Consider the following 15,858-nt stretch of genomic DNA (forward strand, 5'->3'; position numbering starts at 1 on the left):
TTGTGAGTGTTCAGATCACCTGATGGCCACATCCTGATCAATATCGAACACATATTTTATTTCCGCTGTCCGGGCCTCGCCTGGCGCCAGCGGCGGAGCAGTCCCTCGGGCACCTCGTCGGCCGTCAGCGCGAAGACCAGATGGTCCCGCCACGCCCCGTCGATGTGGAGATAACGGGGCCGCAGCCCCTCCTCACGGAATCCGAGTTTCTCGACGACCCTGCGGCTGGGCCCGTTCTCCGGGCGAATACAGATCTCGACACGGTGCAGCCCGACCGCACGGAAGCAGTGGTCGACGGCCAGCGCGACCGCGGTGGGCATGACGCCCCGGCCCGCGACCTCCCGGTCCACCCAGTAGCCGACATGTCCCGAGCACATCGAGCCCCAGGTGATCCCCGCGACCGTGAGCTGGCCGACGAGCCGGCCCTCGTACTCGATGACGAAGGGCAGTATCCGGCCCGCGTTGGCCTCGGCACGCAGATGGCGGACCATCTGGCGGTAGGTGGGGCGCTGGGCGACCGGGCCGCCCGGGGCCGGCGGCGGAACGGTCGCCTCCCAGGGGCGCAGCCAGTCGCGGTTGCGCCGGTTCACCTCACGCCAGACGCGCTGGTCGCGCAGTCTTATGGGACGGAGGGTGACCTCCCCGTCCACCAGGGTCACCGGCCAGGCGGGGTTCATCCGGAGGTACGCGGGTGATCGCCGCCATGGATCTGGTCCACGGCGTGGACGAGCAGCCGGCCGAGCACGGCGAGCCCGTCGCGCACACCGCCGGACGAACCCGGCAGATTCACGATCAGGGTCCGCCCCGACACGCCCGCCAGGCCCCGCGAGAGCGCGGCGGTGGGGACCTTCGCCGTGCCGGCGGCGCGGATCGCCTCCGCGATGCCCGGGATCTCGTAGTCGAGCAGGCGCCGGGTGGCTTCCGGGGTGCGGTCCGTCGGTGAGATGCCGGTGCCGCCGGTGGTCAGGATGACGTCGTACGCGGCGGCGACCCCCTCGCGCAGGGCCTGCTCGACCGGATCGCCGTCGGGGACGACCCTCGGTCCTTCGACCGAGAAGCCGAGCGCGCCGAGGCCCTCGGCGAGGATCGGGCCGCCACTGTCGGCGTAGACACCGGCGGCGGCGCGGTTCGACGCGGTGACGACCAGGGCGCGGTACGGTCCGGGCTCGCCGGGACTCCCGCTCGCGGCCGCGTTCATACCGCGTCTCCGTCTCCCGGGCGCGACTCCTCCGGAGGGCGCTCCCAGTGGCCGGATCTGCCGCCGGTCTTCTCCTCGACCCGTACGTCCGTGATGACCGCGCCCTTGTCGACCGCCTTCACCATGTCGACAAGGGTGAGTGCGGCGACCGAGACGGCGGTCAGGGCTTCCATCTCGACGCCCGTACGGTCCGTGGTCTTCACGGTCGCGACGATCTCCACGGCGTCGTCCCCGACCGAGAGGTCGAGGGTGACACCGGAGAGGGCGAGGGGGTGACAGAGCGGGATCAGGTCCGGGGTCCGCTTGGCGCCCATGATGCCCGCGATACGGGCCGTGGCGAGGGCGTCCCCCTTGGGCATTCCGCCGCCTCTGAGCAGTTCGACGACGCGCGGCGACACCAGCACCCGGCCACTGGCGCGGGCGGTGCGCGCGGTGATCTCTTTCGCCGAGACGTCGACCATGCGGGCCGCGCCCGACTCGTCGATATGTGTCAGGTTGCCCTGGTGATGATGTCCGGGGGTCTCCCCCCGGGAAAACACAGTCATTGGCTGTGGCGCTCCCGATATGGGCCCGGCAGGGCCTGTGTGCGCAGACACGGTACCGCCACCGCCGGGTGCTCAGCCGATCAGGACCACGTCGAGTTCCGCGCCCGGCTCTGCCGACGTCGACTCCTCGGGGATGACGATCAGCGCGTCGGCCTGGGCGAGGGCGGCGACGAGATGGGATCCCGAGCCGCCGACGGGGGTGACGGTGCCGGTCTCGGCGTCATAGACGCCGCGCAGGTACTGGCGGCGGCCGGCCGGGGACGACAGCGGTTTGTCGGCCGCCAGGGTGGCGCGGACGGTCGGCCGGTGGACGTCCTTGAGACCCATCAGCGCACGGATCGCGGGGCGGACGAACAGCTCGAACGAGACATAGGACGAGACCGGATTGCCGGGCAGCGCCAGCAGCGGGGTGTGCTCCGGGCCGATCGAGCCGAAGCCCTGGGGCTTTCCGGGCTGCATCGCGAGCTTGCGGAAGTCGATACCGCTGCCCGCCTCGTCCTCGTCGCCCACGGAGGAGAGCGCCTCCTTGACGACGTCGTACGCCCCGACGCTCACCCCGCCCGTGGTGACGACCATGTCCGCGCGGATGAGCTGGTCCTCGATGGTGGCGCGCAGCGTGTCCGCGTCGTCGGTGACGGCGCCGACCCGGTAGGCGATGGCGCCCGCGTCCCGGGCCGCCGCCGTGAGCGCGAAGCTGTTGGAGTCGTAGATCTGGCCCTCGCCGAGCCGCTCTCCCGGCTGGACCAGCTCGCTGCCGGTGGAGAGGACCACCACACGCGGGCGGGGCCGCACCCGCACCGTGCCCCGGCCGATGGCGGCCAGCAGACCGATCTGCGGCGGGCCGAGGACCGTACCGGCCGGCAGCGCGAGGTCACCGGCCTGTACGTCGCTGCCGCGCGAGCGGACATGGCCGCGGGCCTCGACCGGGCGGTACACCCGGACCTCGCCCCGCGCGCCGCCGAAGCCCTTGCCGGCCGGGCTCATGGTGGTGACCGCGCCGCCGCCCGTCCCGCCGTCGGTCCACTCGACGGGGACGACGGCCTCGGCACCGGGCGGCAGCGGGGCGCCCGTCATGATCCGGGCGGCCTGTCCGGGGCCGACCTCGGGCAGCGAACCGCTGCCCGCCGCGACATCGCCGACGACGGCGAGCACGGCGGGGAACTCCTCGGTGGCGCCCGCGAGATCCGCCGTGCGCACCGCGTACCCGTCCATGGAGCTGTTGTCGAACGGCGGCAGAGCCACCGGCACCGTGACGTCCTCGACGAGGACGCAGCCCTGCGCGTCGGGCAGCTGCAGCTCGATCGGGTCGAGCGGGTGGACGGCGGCGAGGATGTCCGCCAGGTGCTCGTCCACCGACCAGAGCGGCTCGTGACGGAAGGCCGGTGCCGGTTCTGCCGTACTGCTCAAGGCGCTACATCTCCTCGCTGACGTAACTGCGGAGCCAGGTCCGGAACTCCGGTCCCAGGTCTTCACGTTCGCATGCGAGTCTGACAATGGCACGGAGATAGTCGCCCCGGTCGCCCGTGTCATAGCGGCGGCCCTTGAAAACGACACCGTGCACCGGTCCGCCGACCTTCTCGTCCGCGGAGAGCTGCTGAAGGGCGTCCGTGAGCTGGATCTCACCGCCGCGGCCCGGCTCGGTCTGGCGCAGTATCCCGAAGACGGCGGGGTCCAGGACATAGCGGCCGATGATCGCGTAGTTGCTCGGGGCGTCGGCGGCGTCGGGCTTCTCGACCAGATCGTGCACCTTGACCACATCGGCGTCGGCCGTCGGCTCGACAGCGGCGCAGCCGTAGAGATGGATCTGCGCGGGGTCGACCTCCATCAGCGCGACAACGCTGCCGCCCTCACGCTCCTGGACCTCGACCATGCGGGACAGCAGCCGGTCCCTGGGGTCGATCAGGTCGTCACCGAGCAGGACGGCGAACGGCTGGTCGCCCACGTGCGGCGCGGCGCAGAGCACGGCGTGACCGAGCCCCCTGGGGTCGCCCTGGCGCACATAGTGCATGGTGGCGAGGTCGCTGGACTCCTGGACCTTCGCGAGGCGCTCGGTGTCTCCCTTGCGGGTGAGCGCCTCCTCCAGCTCGTAGTTCCGGTCGAAATGGTCCTCAAGAGGGCGCTTGTTCCGGCCCGTGACCATAAGGACGTCGGAGAGCCCGGCGGCCACCGCCTCCTCGACCACGTACTGGATCGCCGGCTTGTCCACGACCGGCAGCATCTCCTTCGGAGTGGCCTTGGTGGCGGGCAGGAACCGGGTGCCGAGGCCTGCGGCGGGGATGACAGCCTTGGTGATCCTGGAGGGCGACTGAGTCATGCGGAGCACCTTATCCGGTGAGTATGGGCGGAAGATGATGATCCGGTTAACTTTCGTCTCTTACAAGCACATACGAGAGGTTTGTGATGTCCGGTGAGTGATGAGATGACCGGAAAGCGCCGCCTGCGAGGTGAACTGCTCGCCGCGAGAACCCTGCTGACCAGTGAAGACGCGCGAAAAGCGGCAGTGGTTCTCGCGCACCACGCACTGGATCTGACCGAGCTGGCCGGGGCCCGTACCGTCGCCGCCTATGTCTCGGTGGGGCGCGAGCCGGGCACGCGCGAGCTGCTTGAGGCGATGCGCGCGCGGGGCGTACGCGTGCTGCTGCCGGTGCTGCTTCCGGACAACGATCTCGACTGGGCGGTCTACGAGGGCGCGGAGCGGCTGGTCCGCGCGGGACGGGGACTGCTGGAGCCGGACGGCACGCGGCTCGGCGCGGACGCCGTGCTGGAGGCGGATGTCGTGCTCCTGCCCGGTCTCGCGGTGGACGGCCGCGGCATGCGGCTGGGCCGGGGCGGCGGATCGTACGACCGGGTCCTCGGCCGGCTGGCGCGGGCGGGCGCCGAACCGACGCTGGCCGTTCTGCTGTACGGCGACGAGCTGGTCGCGCGGGTCCCGGCGGAGCCGCACGACCGTCCCGTACGGGCGGTGGTGACACCGGAGGGCGTCAGGCGCTTCGACGGCGGCGCCGGCGAGCGGCGTCAGCACGGGGGCTGACGCCGCTCGGCGCGGTGGCGCACGGCGCCCGCTGTCCGGCCGGCGGGGGCCGCCTCGCGGTCCTCGGCCCTCGCCCTCGGGCTGACAGCGTTCACCCGGGGACCTACGGCGTCAGGGTCAGTGTGTCGGCGGTGGCGCGTTGCACGGCGTTCACGGTGTAGGGCCAGTCGAGCAGTTCGCCCTTGGCCCACTTGTCCGTCTGGTCCGTGTAGTGCGCGCTGTACGCGTGTCCCGAGGCGCCCGTCAGATTGATCCAGCGGGATTTGTCCCAGTCACCGACGTTGACGACCATCCGCATTGACGGCACCCAGACCACGTCGTAGCCGCCCGCCGCGTTCCAGCCCGTCGCGTCGACAGCGGCCTCGCCACCGCCGAGATCCCACGGGCCACGGTTGAGCATGAACCGCAGGACACCGGGACCGTCGGTGCCGAGCGTCTGGTTCTTCAGGGTGAGCTGGTGCAGCCGGCCCCAGTTCCAGCTGTTGACGTCCTTGCCGAGCTCGGCGGTCAGCTCCCAGCGGGCGTCCTGCATGGCCCGCTCCAGCAGCTCGTCACGCGTCTTGGTGGCGGCGTCCTTACGGCTGGCCGGGGCGCTCCACCAGGCGTTGTCCTCATCCTTGATGATCTTCCGCACCACCTCGTACCAGCGGTCCCCGCCGTCCGGCTGGGCCGCGTCCGGGTCGCGCTGGCCGCATTCCCGGACGAGCTGGTCGAGATCGTCGAGCGGCCCGGTGCTGTCGGCGGGACGGACATTGAGGCACTCGCCCTTGACCCGCACCTCCTTGGGCAGCTTGTTGCCGAAGGCGAGCTTGAGGACATTGCGCCAGACCGCGTTGAAGTAGGCGGCCGCCGCCGAGTCCGGTTCCTGCGTGCCGTCCCAGCCTTCGAGCAGCTTCTGCGCCTCGCGGACGGACGGGTCCGAGACATCGATCTTGAGCAGATAGGGCATCAGCACCTTGGCGATCTGACTGCTGTTGTCCATCTGCATGGTCTGCATGTCGTCGGTCGAGATCAGGCCGCCGTCCTTGGTCTTCGACTCGATCAGATCGTTGATCCGCTGGCTGCGGGCGCCGTAGCCCCAGTCCTCGGTCAACGTGTACGGATACTTGTCCGAGTCGATGACGGCCTGGTTGGCGGTGACGATGTAGCCGCGCTTCGGGTCGTACTCGTACGGCAGCTCGTCGGACGGGATGTACCCCTTCCAGGAGTACTTCTTGTCCCAGCCGGGGGCCGGCATCCGGCCGTCGAAGCCCTCGGAGCGGATCGGGATCCTGCCCGGGGCCTGATAGCCGATGTGGCCCTTGGTGTCGGCGTAGATGAGGTTCTGCGACGGGACCTCGAAGTGCTCGGCGGCCTTGCGGAAACCGGCGAAGTCCTTGGCCCTGTTCAGCTCGAAGACCGCGTCCATGGACCTGCCCGGCTCCAGCGCGGTCCACTGCAGCGAGACCGCGTAGCCCTCGCCGCGGTCCGGGGCGACATCGCCGACGGGCGCCTTGTCGCCGACCTTCTCCAGCTCCGTGTCGCGGTCGGAGACGACGGGCCCGTGGCCGGTGGAGCGGATCGTGATCTTCTTGCTCTTGCCGCCCGCGACCTTGATGGTCTCCTCGCGGGTCTTGAAGCGCACCTCGTCGTCGCCGTACTGGTACGAGTCGCCGTCGACCTTCTCCAGATAGAGATCGGTCACATCGGCGCCGAGGTTGGTGAAGCCCCAGGCGATGTCCTGGTTGTGGCCGATGATCACGCCGGGCATACCGGCGAAGGTGTAGCCGGCGGTGTCGTACTCACAGGTCTTCGAGACGCTGCGGCAGTGCAGGCCCATCTGATACCAGAGCGAGGGGAGCTGGGGCGCCAGGTGCGGGTCATTGGCGAGCAGCGGCTTGCCGGTAGTCGTTTTGTCGCCGGAGACGACCCAGGAGTTGGAACCGATGCCGTTGCCGCTCGGACCGAGCAGCGCGGGAATGTCGTCGAGGGTGTCGGAGAGCGCGTCGAGCTGGGAGTTCAGTCCCTCGGCGGCGTCGACCACGCTCCCGGTCCCGGTGCCTGTACTACCCGCCGTACCGACCCCGGTGCCGGTCCCTGTACCGATCCCGGTGCCCGTCCCTGTACCTGCGCCTGTGCCGTCTCCGGTCCCTATGCCCGTGCCGGTGCCCGTGTCACCGCTGGTGGGCTCGGCGTCCGGGTCGTACTTCCCGGTGAGCGGATCGATCCCGCCCGCGTCGACGATGGGCTTGTTCCGGTCGAACGGATACGCCGGATACAGGTCGTCTATCTGCTTCTCGCTCAGCCGGCTCGTGAGCAGCGAGCGGTCGATCTCGTCCTGCATATTGCCGCGCAGGTCCCAGGCCATCGCCTTGAGCCAGGCCACCGAGTCGACGGGGGTCCACTTCGCGGGCTTGTAGTCGTTCGTGAAGTTCAGCGCGGCGTACTCGACGGAGATGTCCTTGCCGTCGCGGCCTTCGAGATAGGCGTTGACGCCGTCCGCGTACGCCTGGAGGTTCTTCTTGGTGTCCGGCGAGAGCTTGGAGTCGTACTCCTCCTGCGCCACCCGGCGCCAGCCGAGGGTGCGCAGGAAGGCGTCGGTCTTGACCTGGCTCCGTCCGAACATCTCGGAGAGCCGGCCCGCGGTCATATGACGCCGCACGTCCATCTCCCAGAAGCGGTCCTGCGCCTGGACAAAGCCCTGGGCGCGGAACAGGTCCTGGTTGCTGTTCGCGTAGATCTGCGGGACGCCGTAGTCGTCCCTTCTGACCTCGACCGGGCCCGAGAGCCCCTTGAGCTGGATCTTCCCCGTGGTCTGGGGCAGGGAGGCACGGACCGTGCTGACGCCCCAGTACGTGCCGTAGCCGACACCCGCGACAAGCGCCAGCACCAGGACGATCAAGATCAGACGGGCGCGTCGTCCCTTCTTTTTGACGGAAGGGGGGGCTGTGTTGGCGGGCATCGCTGTCCTTCGAGGGGCAGGGTGGTCCTGGAATGCTGGAGCAACCATAGGCGCAGCCGTCGCGCGCCCCCGACGCGGTGTCATGTTGTGCGACTCGTCGGGCGATCACATGAGGAATCACGCAGCAAATCACATCGGAACGCGACGCAGATCACAGGGCTGCTCGCACAAGCGATCGAGAGCGTCAAGAAAGCGTTAAAGATTAGGTAAGGTAATGAAGTACCGGCTGCCGGAGGAACGATCCGGCATGCGCGAGGGGAAGGATCGGCCGCTGACTGTCCACCAGCTCAACCAACTCCTGCTCATCAGCTCGCTCGTGCTGCTGATCGCTGTCGCCGCGGTACGGATCTCGTCCCGGAGCGGGCTGCCCAGCCTGCTGCTGTATCTCGGGATCGGGGTCGCCATAGGGCAGGACGGCTTCTTCAACGTCAAGTTCGACAACGCCGAGCTGACGCAGGTCATCGGCTATGCCGCGCTTGTGGTGATCCTCGCCGAGGGCGGCCTGGGCACCAAGTGGAAAGAGGTCAAACCGGCGCTCACCGCCGCGGCCGCGCTCTCGACCGTCGGTGTCGGCGTGAGCGTGGGGGTGACGGCCACCGCCGCGCACTTCCTGATCGGCCTGGAGTGGCGGCAGGCGCTGATCCTGGGCGCGGTCGTCTCCTCGACGGACGCCGCCGCGGTCTTCTCCGTGCTGCGCAAGGTGCCGCTGCCGAGCCGGGTGACGGGCGCGCTGGAGGCCGAGTCCGGCTTCAACGACGCCCCCGTGGTGATCATCGTGGTCGCGCTCTCCGTGTACGGCCCGGTGGAGCACTGGTACGTACTGATCGGCGAGATCTTCCTGGAGCTGGCCATCGGCGCCTGCATCGGGGTCGCGGTGGGCTGGGTGGGCGCCTTCGCGCTGCGGCATGTGGCGCTGCCGGCCTCCGGCCTGTATCCGATCGCCGTCATGGCCATCGCGGTCTCGGCATACGCGCTCGGCGCCACGGCGCACGGCAGCGGCTTCCTCGCCGTCTACATCGCGTCGGTGATCCTCGGCAACTCCAGACTCCCGCACGCCCCGGCCAACCGCGGCTTCGCGGAGGGCCTCGGCTGGATCGCGCAGATCGGCATGTTCGTGCTGCTCGGGCTGCTGGTCACACCCCATGAGCTGGGTGACGACTTCTGGCCCGCCGTGATCGTCGGGCTGGTACTGACCATGGTGGCGCGGCCGCTCTCGGTCCTGATCAGCCTGCTGCCGTTCCGTATCCCCTGGCAGGAGCAGGCGCTGATGTCCTGGGCCGGGCTGCGCGGCGCGGTGCCCATCATCCTGGCGACCATCCCGATGGTGTCCTACATCGAGGGCAGCCGCCGGATCTTCAATGTCGTCTTCGTCCTAGTCGTCGTGTACACGCTGGTACAGGGGCCGACGCTGCCCTGGCTGGCGAGGGCGCTGCGGCTCGGCAACTCCTCCGGCGCCGCCGACCTGGGCATCGAGTCGGCGCCGCTGGAGCGGCTGCGCGGGCACCTGCTCTCCGTCGCGATCCCCAAGCGGTCGAAGATGCACGGCGTGGAGGTGGCGGAGCTGCGGCTGCCTCCGGGCTCCGCGGTGACCCTGGTCGTCCGGGACGGAAAGAGCTTCGTGCCGCTGCCGTCCACCGTGCTGCGCCGCGGTGACGAACTGCTGGTGGTGGCGACGGATCCGGTACGGGACGCGGCGGAACGTCGGCTGAGGGCCGTCGGACAGGGCGGAAAGCTGGCGGGCTGGCTGGGCACGGACACCGAGGCGAGCGCCGGTACGGGCGCGGGCCTCGGCGGCAGGTCCGGGTGACCGGCTGATCCGGGCATCCGGGCGCGGCTCGCATTCGCAGGCTTACGCGGCGGCCACCGGACCTTTCTCAGGCAGCGTCAGATATCTGCCTGTACGATGAAAGCACATTTGATCGACCAACTCTGCCTGACGCAGTGCTGGCGCGACCGTATGGCGGCCGTGGCGTCCCCGTGATGGGCCCTGGTATCTACCGCAGTTCCGCGCAAGAGGACAGCTCTCGGCGCGCCCGTGGATCCCGGGGCGCTACCAGGCGGCAGAAAGGCAAGGACCGTGTCCGACAACACGGTCGACATCGTCGGGCCCGCCACGAGCGGTTCCGACGGTGACAGAGCCGCGGCGGTCCGGCCCGGATACGGGCGGCTGCTCCGCACACCCGGTGCCTGGACGTTTCTGCTGCCCGGCTTCGCCGCGCGGCAGCCCTTCGCGATGCTGACCATCGGGATCGTCCTGCTGGTGCAGCACACCACCGGTTCGTTCGGCAGCGCGGGAGCCGTCGCCGCCGTCACCGGCGTATCCATGGCCTTCTTCGCACCGCAGGGCGGCAGGCTCGCGGACCGGTTCGGCCAGCGCGCGGTCCTGGTACCCGGAGTCCTGGTGCACACCGGCTCCGTGACCGCGCTGATCACGCTGGCGCTGGCGGGGGCGCCGCTCTGGGCGCTGTTCGCCGCGGCCGTCTCGACGGGTGCCTCCGTCCCGCAGATCGGGCCGATGGTCCGGTCCCGCTGGGCCGCCGTCCTGGGCGGCGGCAAGGGGACCGGCGGTTCCGGAGGGGTTTCGCCGCTGCTGCCGACCGCTGCCGCCTTCGAATCGGTGACGGACGAGTTCACCTTTGTCATAGGACCGGTGCTGGCGACCGCGCTCTGCACGGGCGTCCATCCGGCGGCCGGGCTGATCGCGGAGGCGGCGCTCACACTGGCCGGCGGACTGCTCTTCGCCGCTCAGCGGCGCACCCAGCCGAGGCCGGGCGCGCGGGGCTCGGGAGCTTCGGCCGAGCCGCGCGCCTCCGCGCTGGCCGTGCCCGGGGTACGGGTGCTGGCCGTGGCGTTTCTGGGCATCGGCTCGGTCTTCGGCGGGATGCAGGTCTCGCTGACGGCGTTCACGGACGAGATCGGCGCTCCCGGCCTGAACGGCCTGCTGTACGGGATCTTCGCCGCGGGCAACATGCTCGCCGGGATCGTGTGCGGCGCCGTGGCATGGCGGACCGGGCCCCGGCGCCGACTGGTGCTCGGATACGCGGGGCTGACCCTGGCGTCCTCCGCGCTGTGGGCGGTGCACTCGGTGGCACTGCTCGCCGGGCTGGGCCTGCTGGTGGGCCTCTGCGTCGCGCCGACGCTGATCACGGGCTACACGCTGGTCGAGTCGCTGGTGCCCGCTTCGGCCCGCACCGAGGCGTTCACCTGGCTCACCGGCGCGGTCGCGCTGGGTCAGGCGGCGGCCGTCACGACCGCCGGACGGCTGGCGGACGCGTACGGCGCCGGCGCCGGGTTCGTGGTGCCGCTGGCCGGCACGGCGCTGGCACTGGCCACCCTGGTGGCGCTGCGTTCACGGCTCACACCGAGGGCCCCGGGACGCGTCGCCGCGCGTGGGATGAGTCACCGCGCGCCGGTGACAGTGGACTGATCGCGCGGAATACGTCACTATGGATCGTCGTTAGCACTCATTGAGTGAGAGTGCCAGGAGGAGCAAGTGCCGACCTATCAGTACCAGTGCACCCAATGTGGCGAGGGCCTTGAGGCGGTGCAGAAGTTCACCGACGATGCCCTTACCGTGTGCCCCAATTGCCAGGGACGCCTGAAAAAGGTGTTCTCCGCGGTCGGCATCGTCTTCAAGGGCTCCGGCTTCTACCGCAACGACAGCCGTGGCTCGTCGTCCAGCAGCGCGCCGGCCTCGGCGAGCTCTTCGAGCTCGGCCTCCGCGGGCACGAAGTCGTCGTCGGAGTCCAAGACCGCGGCGTCCACGTCGTCGTCGGCGGCCTCCGGGTCCTCCTCGGGCGGGTCGGGCTCCACGTCCGGCTCGGGCTCGTCGAGCGGCTCCAGCGGCTCGTCTGCCGCCTGATTCCTGTCACGTCCCGGGGACCCCGCCGTTTCGTACGGCCGGGGTCCTTGGCGTACACCGGTACGACTACTGTGACCGGCATGGTGAACGCAGAAATCGGCGTGATCGGTGGCTCGGGCTTCTACTCCTTCCTGGAGGATGTGACCGAGCTCCAGGTCGAGACCCCGTACGGACCGCCCAGCGACTCGCTCTTCCTCGGCGAGATCGCCGGCCGGCGGGTCGCTTTCCTGCCCCGGCACGGACGCTCCCACGACCTCGCCCCGCACCGCATCAACTACCGCGCCAATCTGTGGGCGCTGCGGTCGGTCGGTGTGAAGCAGGTCCTCGGGCCGTGCGCGGTGGGCGGGCTGCGGCCGGAGTACGGGCCGGGCACGCTGCTTGTACCGGACCAGCTCGTGGACCGTACGAAGGCGCGCACCCAGACCTTCTACGACGGGGTGCCGCTGCCGGACGGAAGCGCCTCCAAGGTCGTGCACATCTCGCTGGCCGATCCGTACTGCCCCGAGGGGCGCGAGGCGACGCTCGCGGCGGCGCGCGGGCGCGGCTGGGAGCCGGTGGACGGCGGGACGCTGGTGGTCATCGAGGGGCCGCGCTTCTCGACGCGGGCGGAATCGCGATGGCATGCGGCGATGGGCTGGTCGGTGGTCGGGATGACCGGGCATCCGGAGGCCGTGCTCGCCCGTGAGCTGGGTCTCTGCTACACGTCGATGACGCTTGTGACGGACCTGGACGCCGGCGCCGAGACGGGCGAGGGGGTCTCTCATGAGGAGGTCCTCAAGGTGTTCGCCTCCAATGTCGACCGGTTGCGTACGGTGCTGTTCGATGCGGTGGGCGGGCTGCAGGCGAGCGAGACGCGGGACTGTCTGTGCTCCCACGCGCTCGACGGGGTCGACACCGGGCTCGAACTGCCCTGAGCCCCGGGCCGGACCCTGACACCGGCACCCTCGGGCGCGCCCCGATCAACGGGAACCGGAGGGGGGTGAACCCCGCCCGGACGACTGCTCGGCTGAACCCTGCCCGAGGGCGCGGGCGTTACCCGGGTCCGCGCTGGAACCACTCACGCGGGTGAGGGACTTATCCACAGTCGGCTGCTGATCCACAGGCTTCGGCGGGATCGTCGCGGACCGTGGATCGTGAGGAGCGGTCACAGAAACTCCTCACGGCAGGCGGTGGTTGCCATGTCCCGTTCCTTCACGCATGACGCGTCTCTTCCTTCTCCCTCACCGCGTACTCGCGCGGCTTCCTGTACGCCTCCGGCCTGCACACCGGCCCCGGAGCCGCGCGGTGTGCCGCCGTTCGATCCGCTGCGGGTGCGGGGCTCCGGACAGCGGCTGCGGCGGGCGGTGCTCAGACGGCGGCGTGCGATGGCGGCCGGGCTGGCCATGACGGCTGCCGCGCTGGCCGCGACGGGTGCGGGTGGTGCGGAGGGCGCGGCGCCGGACGCCCGCGCGGAGGCCGCCGCCGGGGCCGTGGCCTCGGGGGCGCCCACGCGGCGACTCCCCGCGGCACCGGTGGAGATGGTGTCCGCGCCCGTCCGGATCGCCGACGCGGCCACGGTGCGGCTGCTGCGTGTGGGAGACAGGGTCGATGTGATCGCGGCACCGGCCGCTCCGCTGGGTTCCCCGGGAGTGGCCGAAGGACCGGCCGAGGCGCGGGTGGTGGCAGCGGGTGCCCAGGTCGCCGAGATCCCGCAGGAGCGGGAGGCCACATCGGACGGCGGGGCACTGGTCGTTCTCGCCGTCCCACGGGCCACCGCCACGGCCCTGGCCGGCGCGAGCGCCACCTCCCGCCTGGCGGTGACGCTGTGCTGAGCCTTCTCATGCCCGGCCCGACCGACGAACCGCCGCGACGGCATACGGCGGGTGCGGGCACGACGGGCGCGGGCACGGCGGGCGCGGGTATCGCGTGTGCGGATTGGACAGCGTGGGCACGTGCTGCCTTAGGTTGCGGGGCAGTAGGGGTCTTTCGTTTGGATGGGGCTGGATCGGGGAGCGGGGGCCGGTGCGGTGGTTCGCAAGGCGGAGGAGGGAGCCAGGGCGGAGCCCTGGTGACCAACGACAACACCGCGAAACACCGCACCGGGACACGCGAGCCCAGCACAATCCGGACGACAGACCCCAAGGTCTTTCGTTTGGATGGGGCTGGATCGGGGAGCGGGGGCCGGTGCCGTGGTTCGCAAGGCGGAGGAGGGAGCCAGGGCGGAGCCCTGGTGACCAACGACAACACCGCGAAACACCGTGCCGGGACACGCGAGCCCAGCACGAGCCGGACGACAGACCCCAGCCGTCCCTACCGCACATGTGAAGAAAGGCTCACTCGTGAGCAAGGAGAAAGAGAGCGTGCTGGCGGGCTTCAAAGCCTTCCTGATGCGCGGCAACGTGATCGACCTCGCGGTCGCGGTGGTCATTGGCGCGGCATTCACCAACGTCGTGACCTCGGTCGTCAAAGGCATAATCAACCCGGTCGTCGGTGCGTTCGGCACCCAGGACCTGAACAAGTACAGCTCGTGTCTCGAGTCCCCGTGCAGGACCAACCCGGCGGGCGACGCAATCGACGGCATCCCGATCATGTGGGGGACGGTGCTGAGCGCGGTCCTCACCTTTGTGATCACGGCGGCTGTCGTGTACTTCCTGATGGTGCTGCCGATGTCCCGCTTCCTCGCCAGGCGGGCACGGCAGCAGGCCGCCAAGGAAGACGTCAAGGAGGTCATGGACGTCAGCGAGCTGGAGGTGCTCAAGGAGATCCGAGACCTCCTGGTGGCGCAGCGCGGGCCGGTGCCCGGCAAGGGCCAGGACAGGATTTAGACGTCCTGGGTCAGATGTGGTGCGGCGGCTTCTCGTCGAGGAAGCGCGCGAGGTCGGCCGCGCTGTCACCGCTCGCCGCGGGCCGGTCTCCCCAGCCGCGGTCCGTGTCGTCCGAGGACTGCTGGTCCAGCGGATCATCGAAGATCAACGCCGGGTTCGGACGGGGCGGCCGGGACTGCTCCGTGGCGCGCGGATCGGGGGTGGCGGCGGGGCTCATGCCTCCAGGGTACGGGGGCGGGAGCGGGGCATCGCGGCGCCACGGACGGACGGCGCCGCCGGGGCCTGGACCGTGCGCTCACAGTGCTGCTGCCCGGCGGGCACCGTGGTACGGATGGGGCCCATGGCAACCAATGACGCACTCACCGATGTGGCCGGTCTGCGGGTCGGGCACGCGCGCCTGCCCGGGGACCGCGCGCTCACCGGCACCACCGTCGTTCTCGCCCCGGAGGGCGGGATGGTCGCCGCCGTGGACGTCCGGGGCGGAGGCCCGGCCACGCGGGAGACCGACGCCCTCGATCCGCGCAATATCGTCCAGCGCATCGACGCCGTCGTCTTGACGGGCGGCAGCGCGTACGGGCTCGACTCCGCGTCCGGTGTCATGGCGTGGCTGGAGGAGCGGGGACGCGGTGTCCGGGTCGGCCCCGGCCCCGACCGGGTGGTGCCGGTCGTCCCGGCCGCGGGCATCTTCGATCTGGGGCGGGGCGGCGACTGGCGGGCCCGTCCGGTCGCGGCGACGGGCCGTGCGGCCGTGGAGGCAGCGGCCGCCGCCGGGAGCGGGACACCGGTGGCCGAGGGCGGTGTGGGCGCCGGGACGGGTGCCCTCATCGGCCGGCTCAAGGGCGGGGTCGGTACGGCGAGCATGCTCCTGGACTCCGGGACGACCGTTGCCGCCCTGGTCGTGGCCAACGCGGCCGGCTCCGCGGTCGATCCGCTGACGGGCGTGCTCTACGGGCGGTATCTCACCGGGCGGGTGGAGTATCCGGCACCGGAGATCCACGAGGCGGCGCTGCTGCGGCTGGCCGAGCTGGGCGAGCGGAACGGCCCTCCGCCGCTCAACACCACGCTCGCGGTCGTCGCCACCGACGCGCAGCTCACCCGCGCCCAGGCGCATAAGCTCGCGGGGACGGCGCACGACGGTATCGCGCGCGCCGTGCGTCCTGTACATCTGCTCAATGACGGGGATACCGTCTTTGCTCTGTCGACGGGTGCGCGCGCCCTCGCCGACGGGGATCCACTGGCGCTCAACGATCTGCTCGCGGCGGGCGCGGACGTCGTGACCAGGGCGATCGTGCGAGCGGCGCTGCTGGCGGAGAGTGTCGACGGACCCGGCGGCACCTATCCGTCGTACCGCGAGCTGTACGGACTGGACGGACAGGCGCACCAAACGAGTTGAAGGGGGGCGCGCGGGAACTTCATGTACGCCCCTATCGTTTTCTCAAACCTAGGACGCGACGTCACCCATAGGGGCTACGTTATG

At 70.5% G+C, this 15,858-nt stretch carries 15 protein-coding genes; 8 read left to right on the forward strand and 7 right to left on the reverse strand.

Translation table 11 applies throughout. From position 1 onward, the window contains the following. Nucleotides 1-56: 56 nt before the first annotated feature. The 5 genes from ABZ707_RS09485 to galU all read right to left on the reverse strand — a co-directional run bounded on the left by ABZ707_RS09485 (nucleotide 57) and on the right by galU (nucleotide 4,057). Nucleotides 57-677, reverse strand: a complete 621-nt coding sequence (locus ABZ707_RS09485; RefSeq protein WP_360170445.1) for a GNAT family protein — start codon at nucleotides 675-677, stop codon at nucleotides 57-59. Continuing rightward, a complete protein-coding gene (locus ABZ707_RS09490) occupies nucleotides 674-1,198 on the reverse strand; it encodes a MogA/MoaB family molybdenum cofactor biosynthesis protein (RefSeq protein ID WP_360170448.1) in 525 nt (174 codons plus the stop codon). Before ABZ707_RS09490 ends, ABZ707_RS09485 begins: the two co-directional genes overlap by 4 nt. Beyond that, the gene (gene moaC, locus ABZ707_RS09495; protein WP_360170451.1) at nucleotides 1,195-1,743 is read right to left on the reverse strand and encodes a cyclic pyranopterin monophosphate synthase MoaC; all 549 of its coding nucleotides are present in this window, start codon (nucleotides 1,741-1,743) and stop codon (nucleotides 1,195-1,197) included. Before moaC ends, ABZ707_RS09490 begins: the two co-directional genes overlap by 4 nt. 72 nt (nucleotides 1,744-1,815) lie before the next feature. Next, complete coding sequence (gene glp, locus ABZ707_RS09500) at nucleotides 1,816-3,150, reverse strand: gephyrin-like molybdotransferase Glp (protein WP_360170454.1); 1,335 nt, start codon at nucleotides 3,148-3,150, stop codon at nucleotides 1,816-1,818. A gap of 4 nt (nucleotides 3,151-3,154) precedes the next feature. Next, a complete protein-coding gene (gene galU / locus ABZ707_RS09505; RefSeq protein ID WP_360170457.1) occupies nucleotides 3,155-4,057 on the reverse strand; it encodes a UTP--glucose-1-phosphate uridylyltransferase GalU in 903 nt (300 codons plus the stop codon). A gap of 93 nt (nucleotides 4,058-4,150) precedes the next feature. On the opposite strand from galU, the gene ABZ707_RS09510 reads away from it, so the two are divergent. After that, the gene (locus ABZ707_RS09510; RefSeq protein WP_360170460.1) at nucleotides 4,151-4,774 is read left to right on the forward strand and encodes a 5-formyltetrahydrofolate cyclo-ligase; all 624 of its coding nucleotides are present in this window, start codon (nucleotides 4,151-4,153) and stop codon (nucleotides 4,772-4,774) included. Between the two features lie 103 nt (nucleotides 4,775-4,877). On the opposite strand, the gene ABZ707_RS09515 is transcribed toward ABZ707_RS09510, so the two are convergent. Then, on the reverse strand, nucleotides 4,878-7,715 hold the full coding sequence (locus tag ABZ707_RS09515; RefSeq protein WP_360170463.1) for a penicillin acylase family protein: 2,838 nt from the start codon (nucleotides 7,713-7,715) through the stop codon (nucleotides 4,878-4,880). A gap of 247 nt (nucleotides 7,716-7,962) precedes the next feature. On the opposite strand from ABZ707_RS09515, the gene ABZ707_RS09520 reads away from it, so the two are divergent. From ABZ707_RS09520 to mscL, 6 genes are all read left to right on the forward strand, one after another. Continuing rightward, a complete protein-coding gene (locus ABZ707_RS09520) occupies nucleotides 7,963-9,522 on the forward strand; it encodes a potassium/proton antiporter (protein WP_360170466.1) in 1,560 nt (519 codons plus the stop codon). 291 nt (nucleotides 9,523-9,813) lie between these two features. Then, entirely contained in the window at nucleotides 9,814-11,142 is a 1,329-nt protein-coding gene (locus tag ABZ707_RS09525) for an MFS transporter (protein WP_360171309.1), read from the forward strand. Between the two features lie 66 nt (nucleotides 11,143-11,208). Further along, a complete protein-coding gene (locus ABZ707_RS09530) occupies nucleotides 11,209-11,577 on the forward strand; it encodes an FmdB family zinc ribbon protein (protein ID WP_360170469.1) in 369 nt (122 codons plus the stop codon). Nucleotides 11,578-11,657: 80 nt separating this feature from the next. Further along, nucleotides 11,658-12,491: an S-methyl-5'-thioadenosine phosphorylase gene (locus tag ABZ707_RS09535; protein ID WP_360170472.1), complete on the forward strand. Its 834-nt coding sequence runs from the start codon at nucleotides 11,658-11,660 to the stop codon at nucleotides 12,489-12,491. Between the two features lie 372 nt (nucleotides 12,492-12,863). After that, complete coding sequence (locus ABZ707_RS09540) at nucleotides 12,864-13,388, forward strand: hypothetical protein (RefSeq protein WP_360170474.1); 525 nt, start codon at nucleotides 12,864-12,866, stop codon at nucleotides 13,386-13,388. A 507-nt stretch (nucleotides 13,389-13,895) separates the two neighbouring features. Continuing rightward, entirely contained in the window at nucleotides 13,896-14,381 is a 486-nt protein-coding gene (gene mscL, locus ABZ707_RS09545) for a large conductance mechanosensitive channel protein MscL (protein ID WP_360170477.1), read from the forward strand. A gap of 10 nt (nucleotides 14,382-14,391) precedes the next feature. Here mscL and ABZ707_RS09550 read toward each other — a convergent pair whose 3' ends face one another. Next, nucleotides 14,392-14,598 (reverse strand): hypothetical protein, encoded by a 207-nt coding sequence (locus ABZ707_RS09550; protein WP_360170480.1) that lies wholly within the window; start codon nucleotides 14,596-14,598, stop codon nucleotides 14,392-14,394. Between the two features lie 123 nt (nucleotides 14,599-14,721). On the opposite strand from ABZ707_RS09550, the gene ABZ707_RS09555 reads away from it, so the two are divergent. Further along, nucleotides 14,722-15,774 (forward strand): P1 family peptidase, encoded by a 1,053-nt coding sequence (locus ABZ707_RS09555; RefSeq protein ID WP_360170483.1) that lies wholly within the window; start codon nucleotides 14,722-14,724, stop codon nucleotides 15,772-15,774. The last annotated feature ends 84 nt before the right edge of the window (nucleotides 15,775-15,858 follow it).

Origin of the sequence: Streptomyces sp. NPDC006923 (assembly GCF_040635655.1) — a bacterium.
Classification (GTDB): domain Bacteria; phylum Actinomycetota; class Actinomycetes; order Streptomycetales; family Streptomycetaceae; genus Streptomyces.

Coding starts and splice junctions, on each gene's coding strand:
- ABZ707_RS09485 (WP_360170445.1), bottom strand. CDS start 677: ATGAACCCCGCCTGGCCGGTGACCCTGGTGGACGGGGAGGTCACCCTC.
- ABZ707_RS09490 (WP_360170448.1), bottom strand. CDS start 1,198: ATGAACGCGGCCGCGAGCGGGAGTCCCGGCGAGCCCGGACCGTACCGC.
- moaC (WP_360170451.1), bottom strand. CDS start 1,743: ATGACTGTGTTTTCCCGGGGGGAGACCCCCGGACATCATCACCAGGGC.
- galU (WP_360170457.1), bottom strand. CDS start 4,057: ATGACTCAGTCGCCCTCCAGGATCACCAAGGCTGTCATCCCCGCCGCA.
- ABZ707_RS09515 (WP_360170463.1), bottom strand. CDS start 7,715: ATGCCCGCCAACACAGCCCCCCCTTCCGTCAAAAAGAAGGGACGACGC.
- ABZ707_RS09520 (WP_360170466.1), top strand. CDS start 7,963: ATGCGCGAGGGGAAGGATCGGCCGCTGACTGTCCACCAGCTCAACCAA.
- ABZ707_RS09535 (WP_360170472.1), top strand. CDS start 11,658: ATGGTGAACGCAGAAATCGGCGTGATCGGTGGCTCGGGCTTCTACTCC.
- ABZ707_RS09550 (WP_360170480.1), bottom strand. CDS start 14,598: ATGAGCCCCGCCGCCACCCCCGATCCGCGCGCCACGGAGCAGTCCCGG.
- ABZ707_RS09555 (WP_360170483.1), top strand. CDS start 14,722: ATGGCAACCAATGACGCACTCACCGATGTGGCCGGTCTGCGGGTCGGG.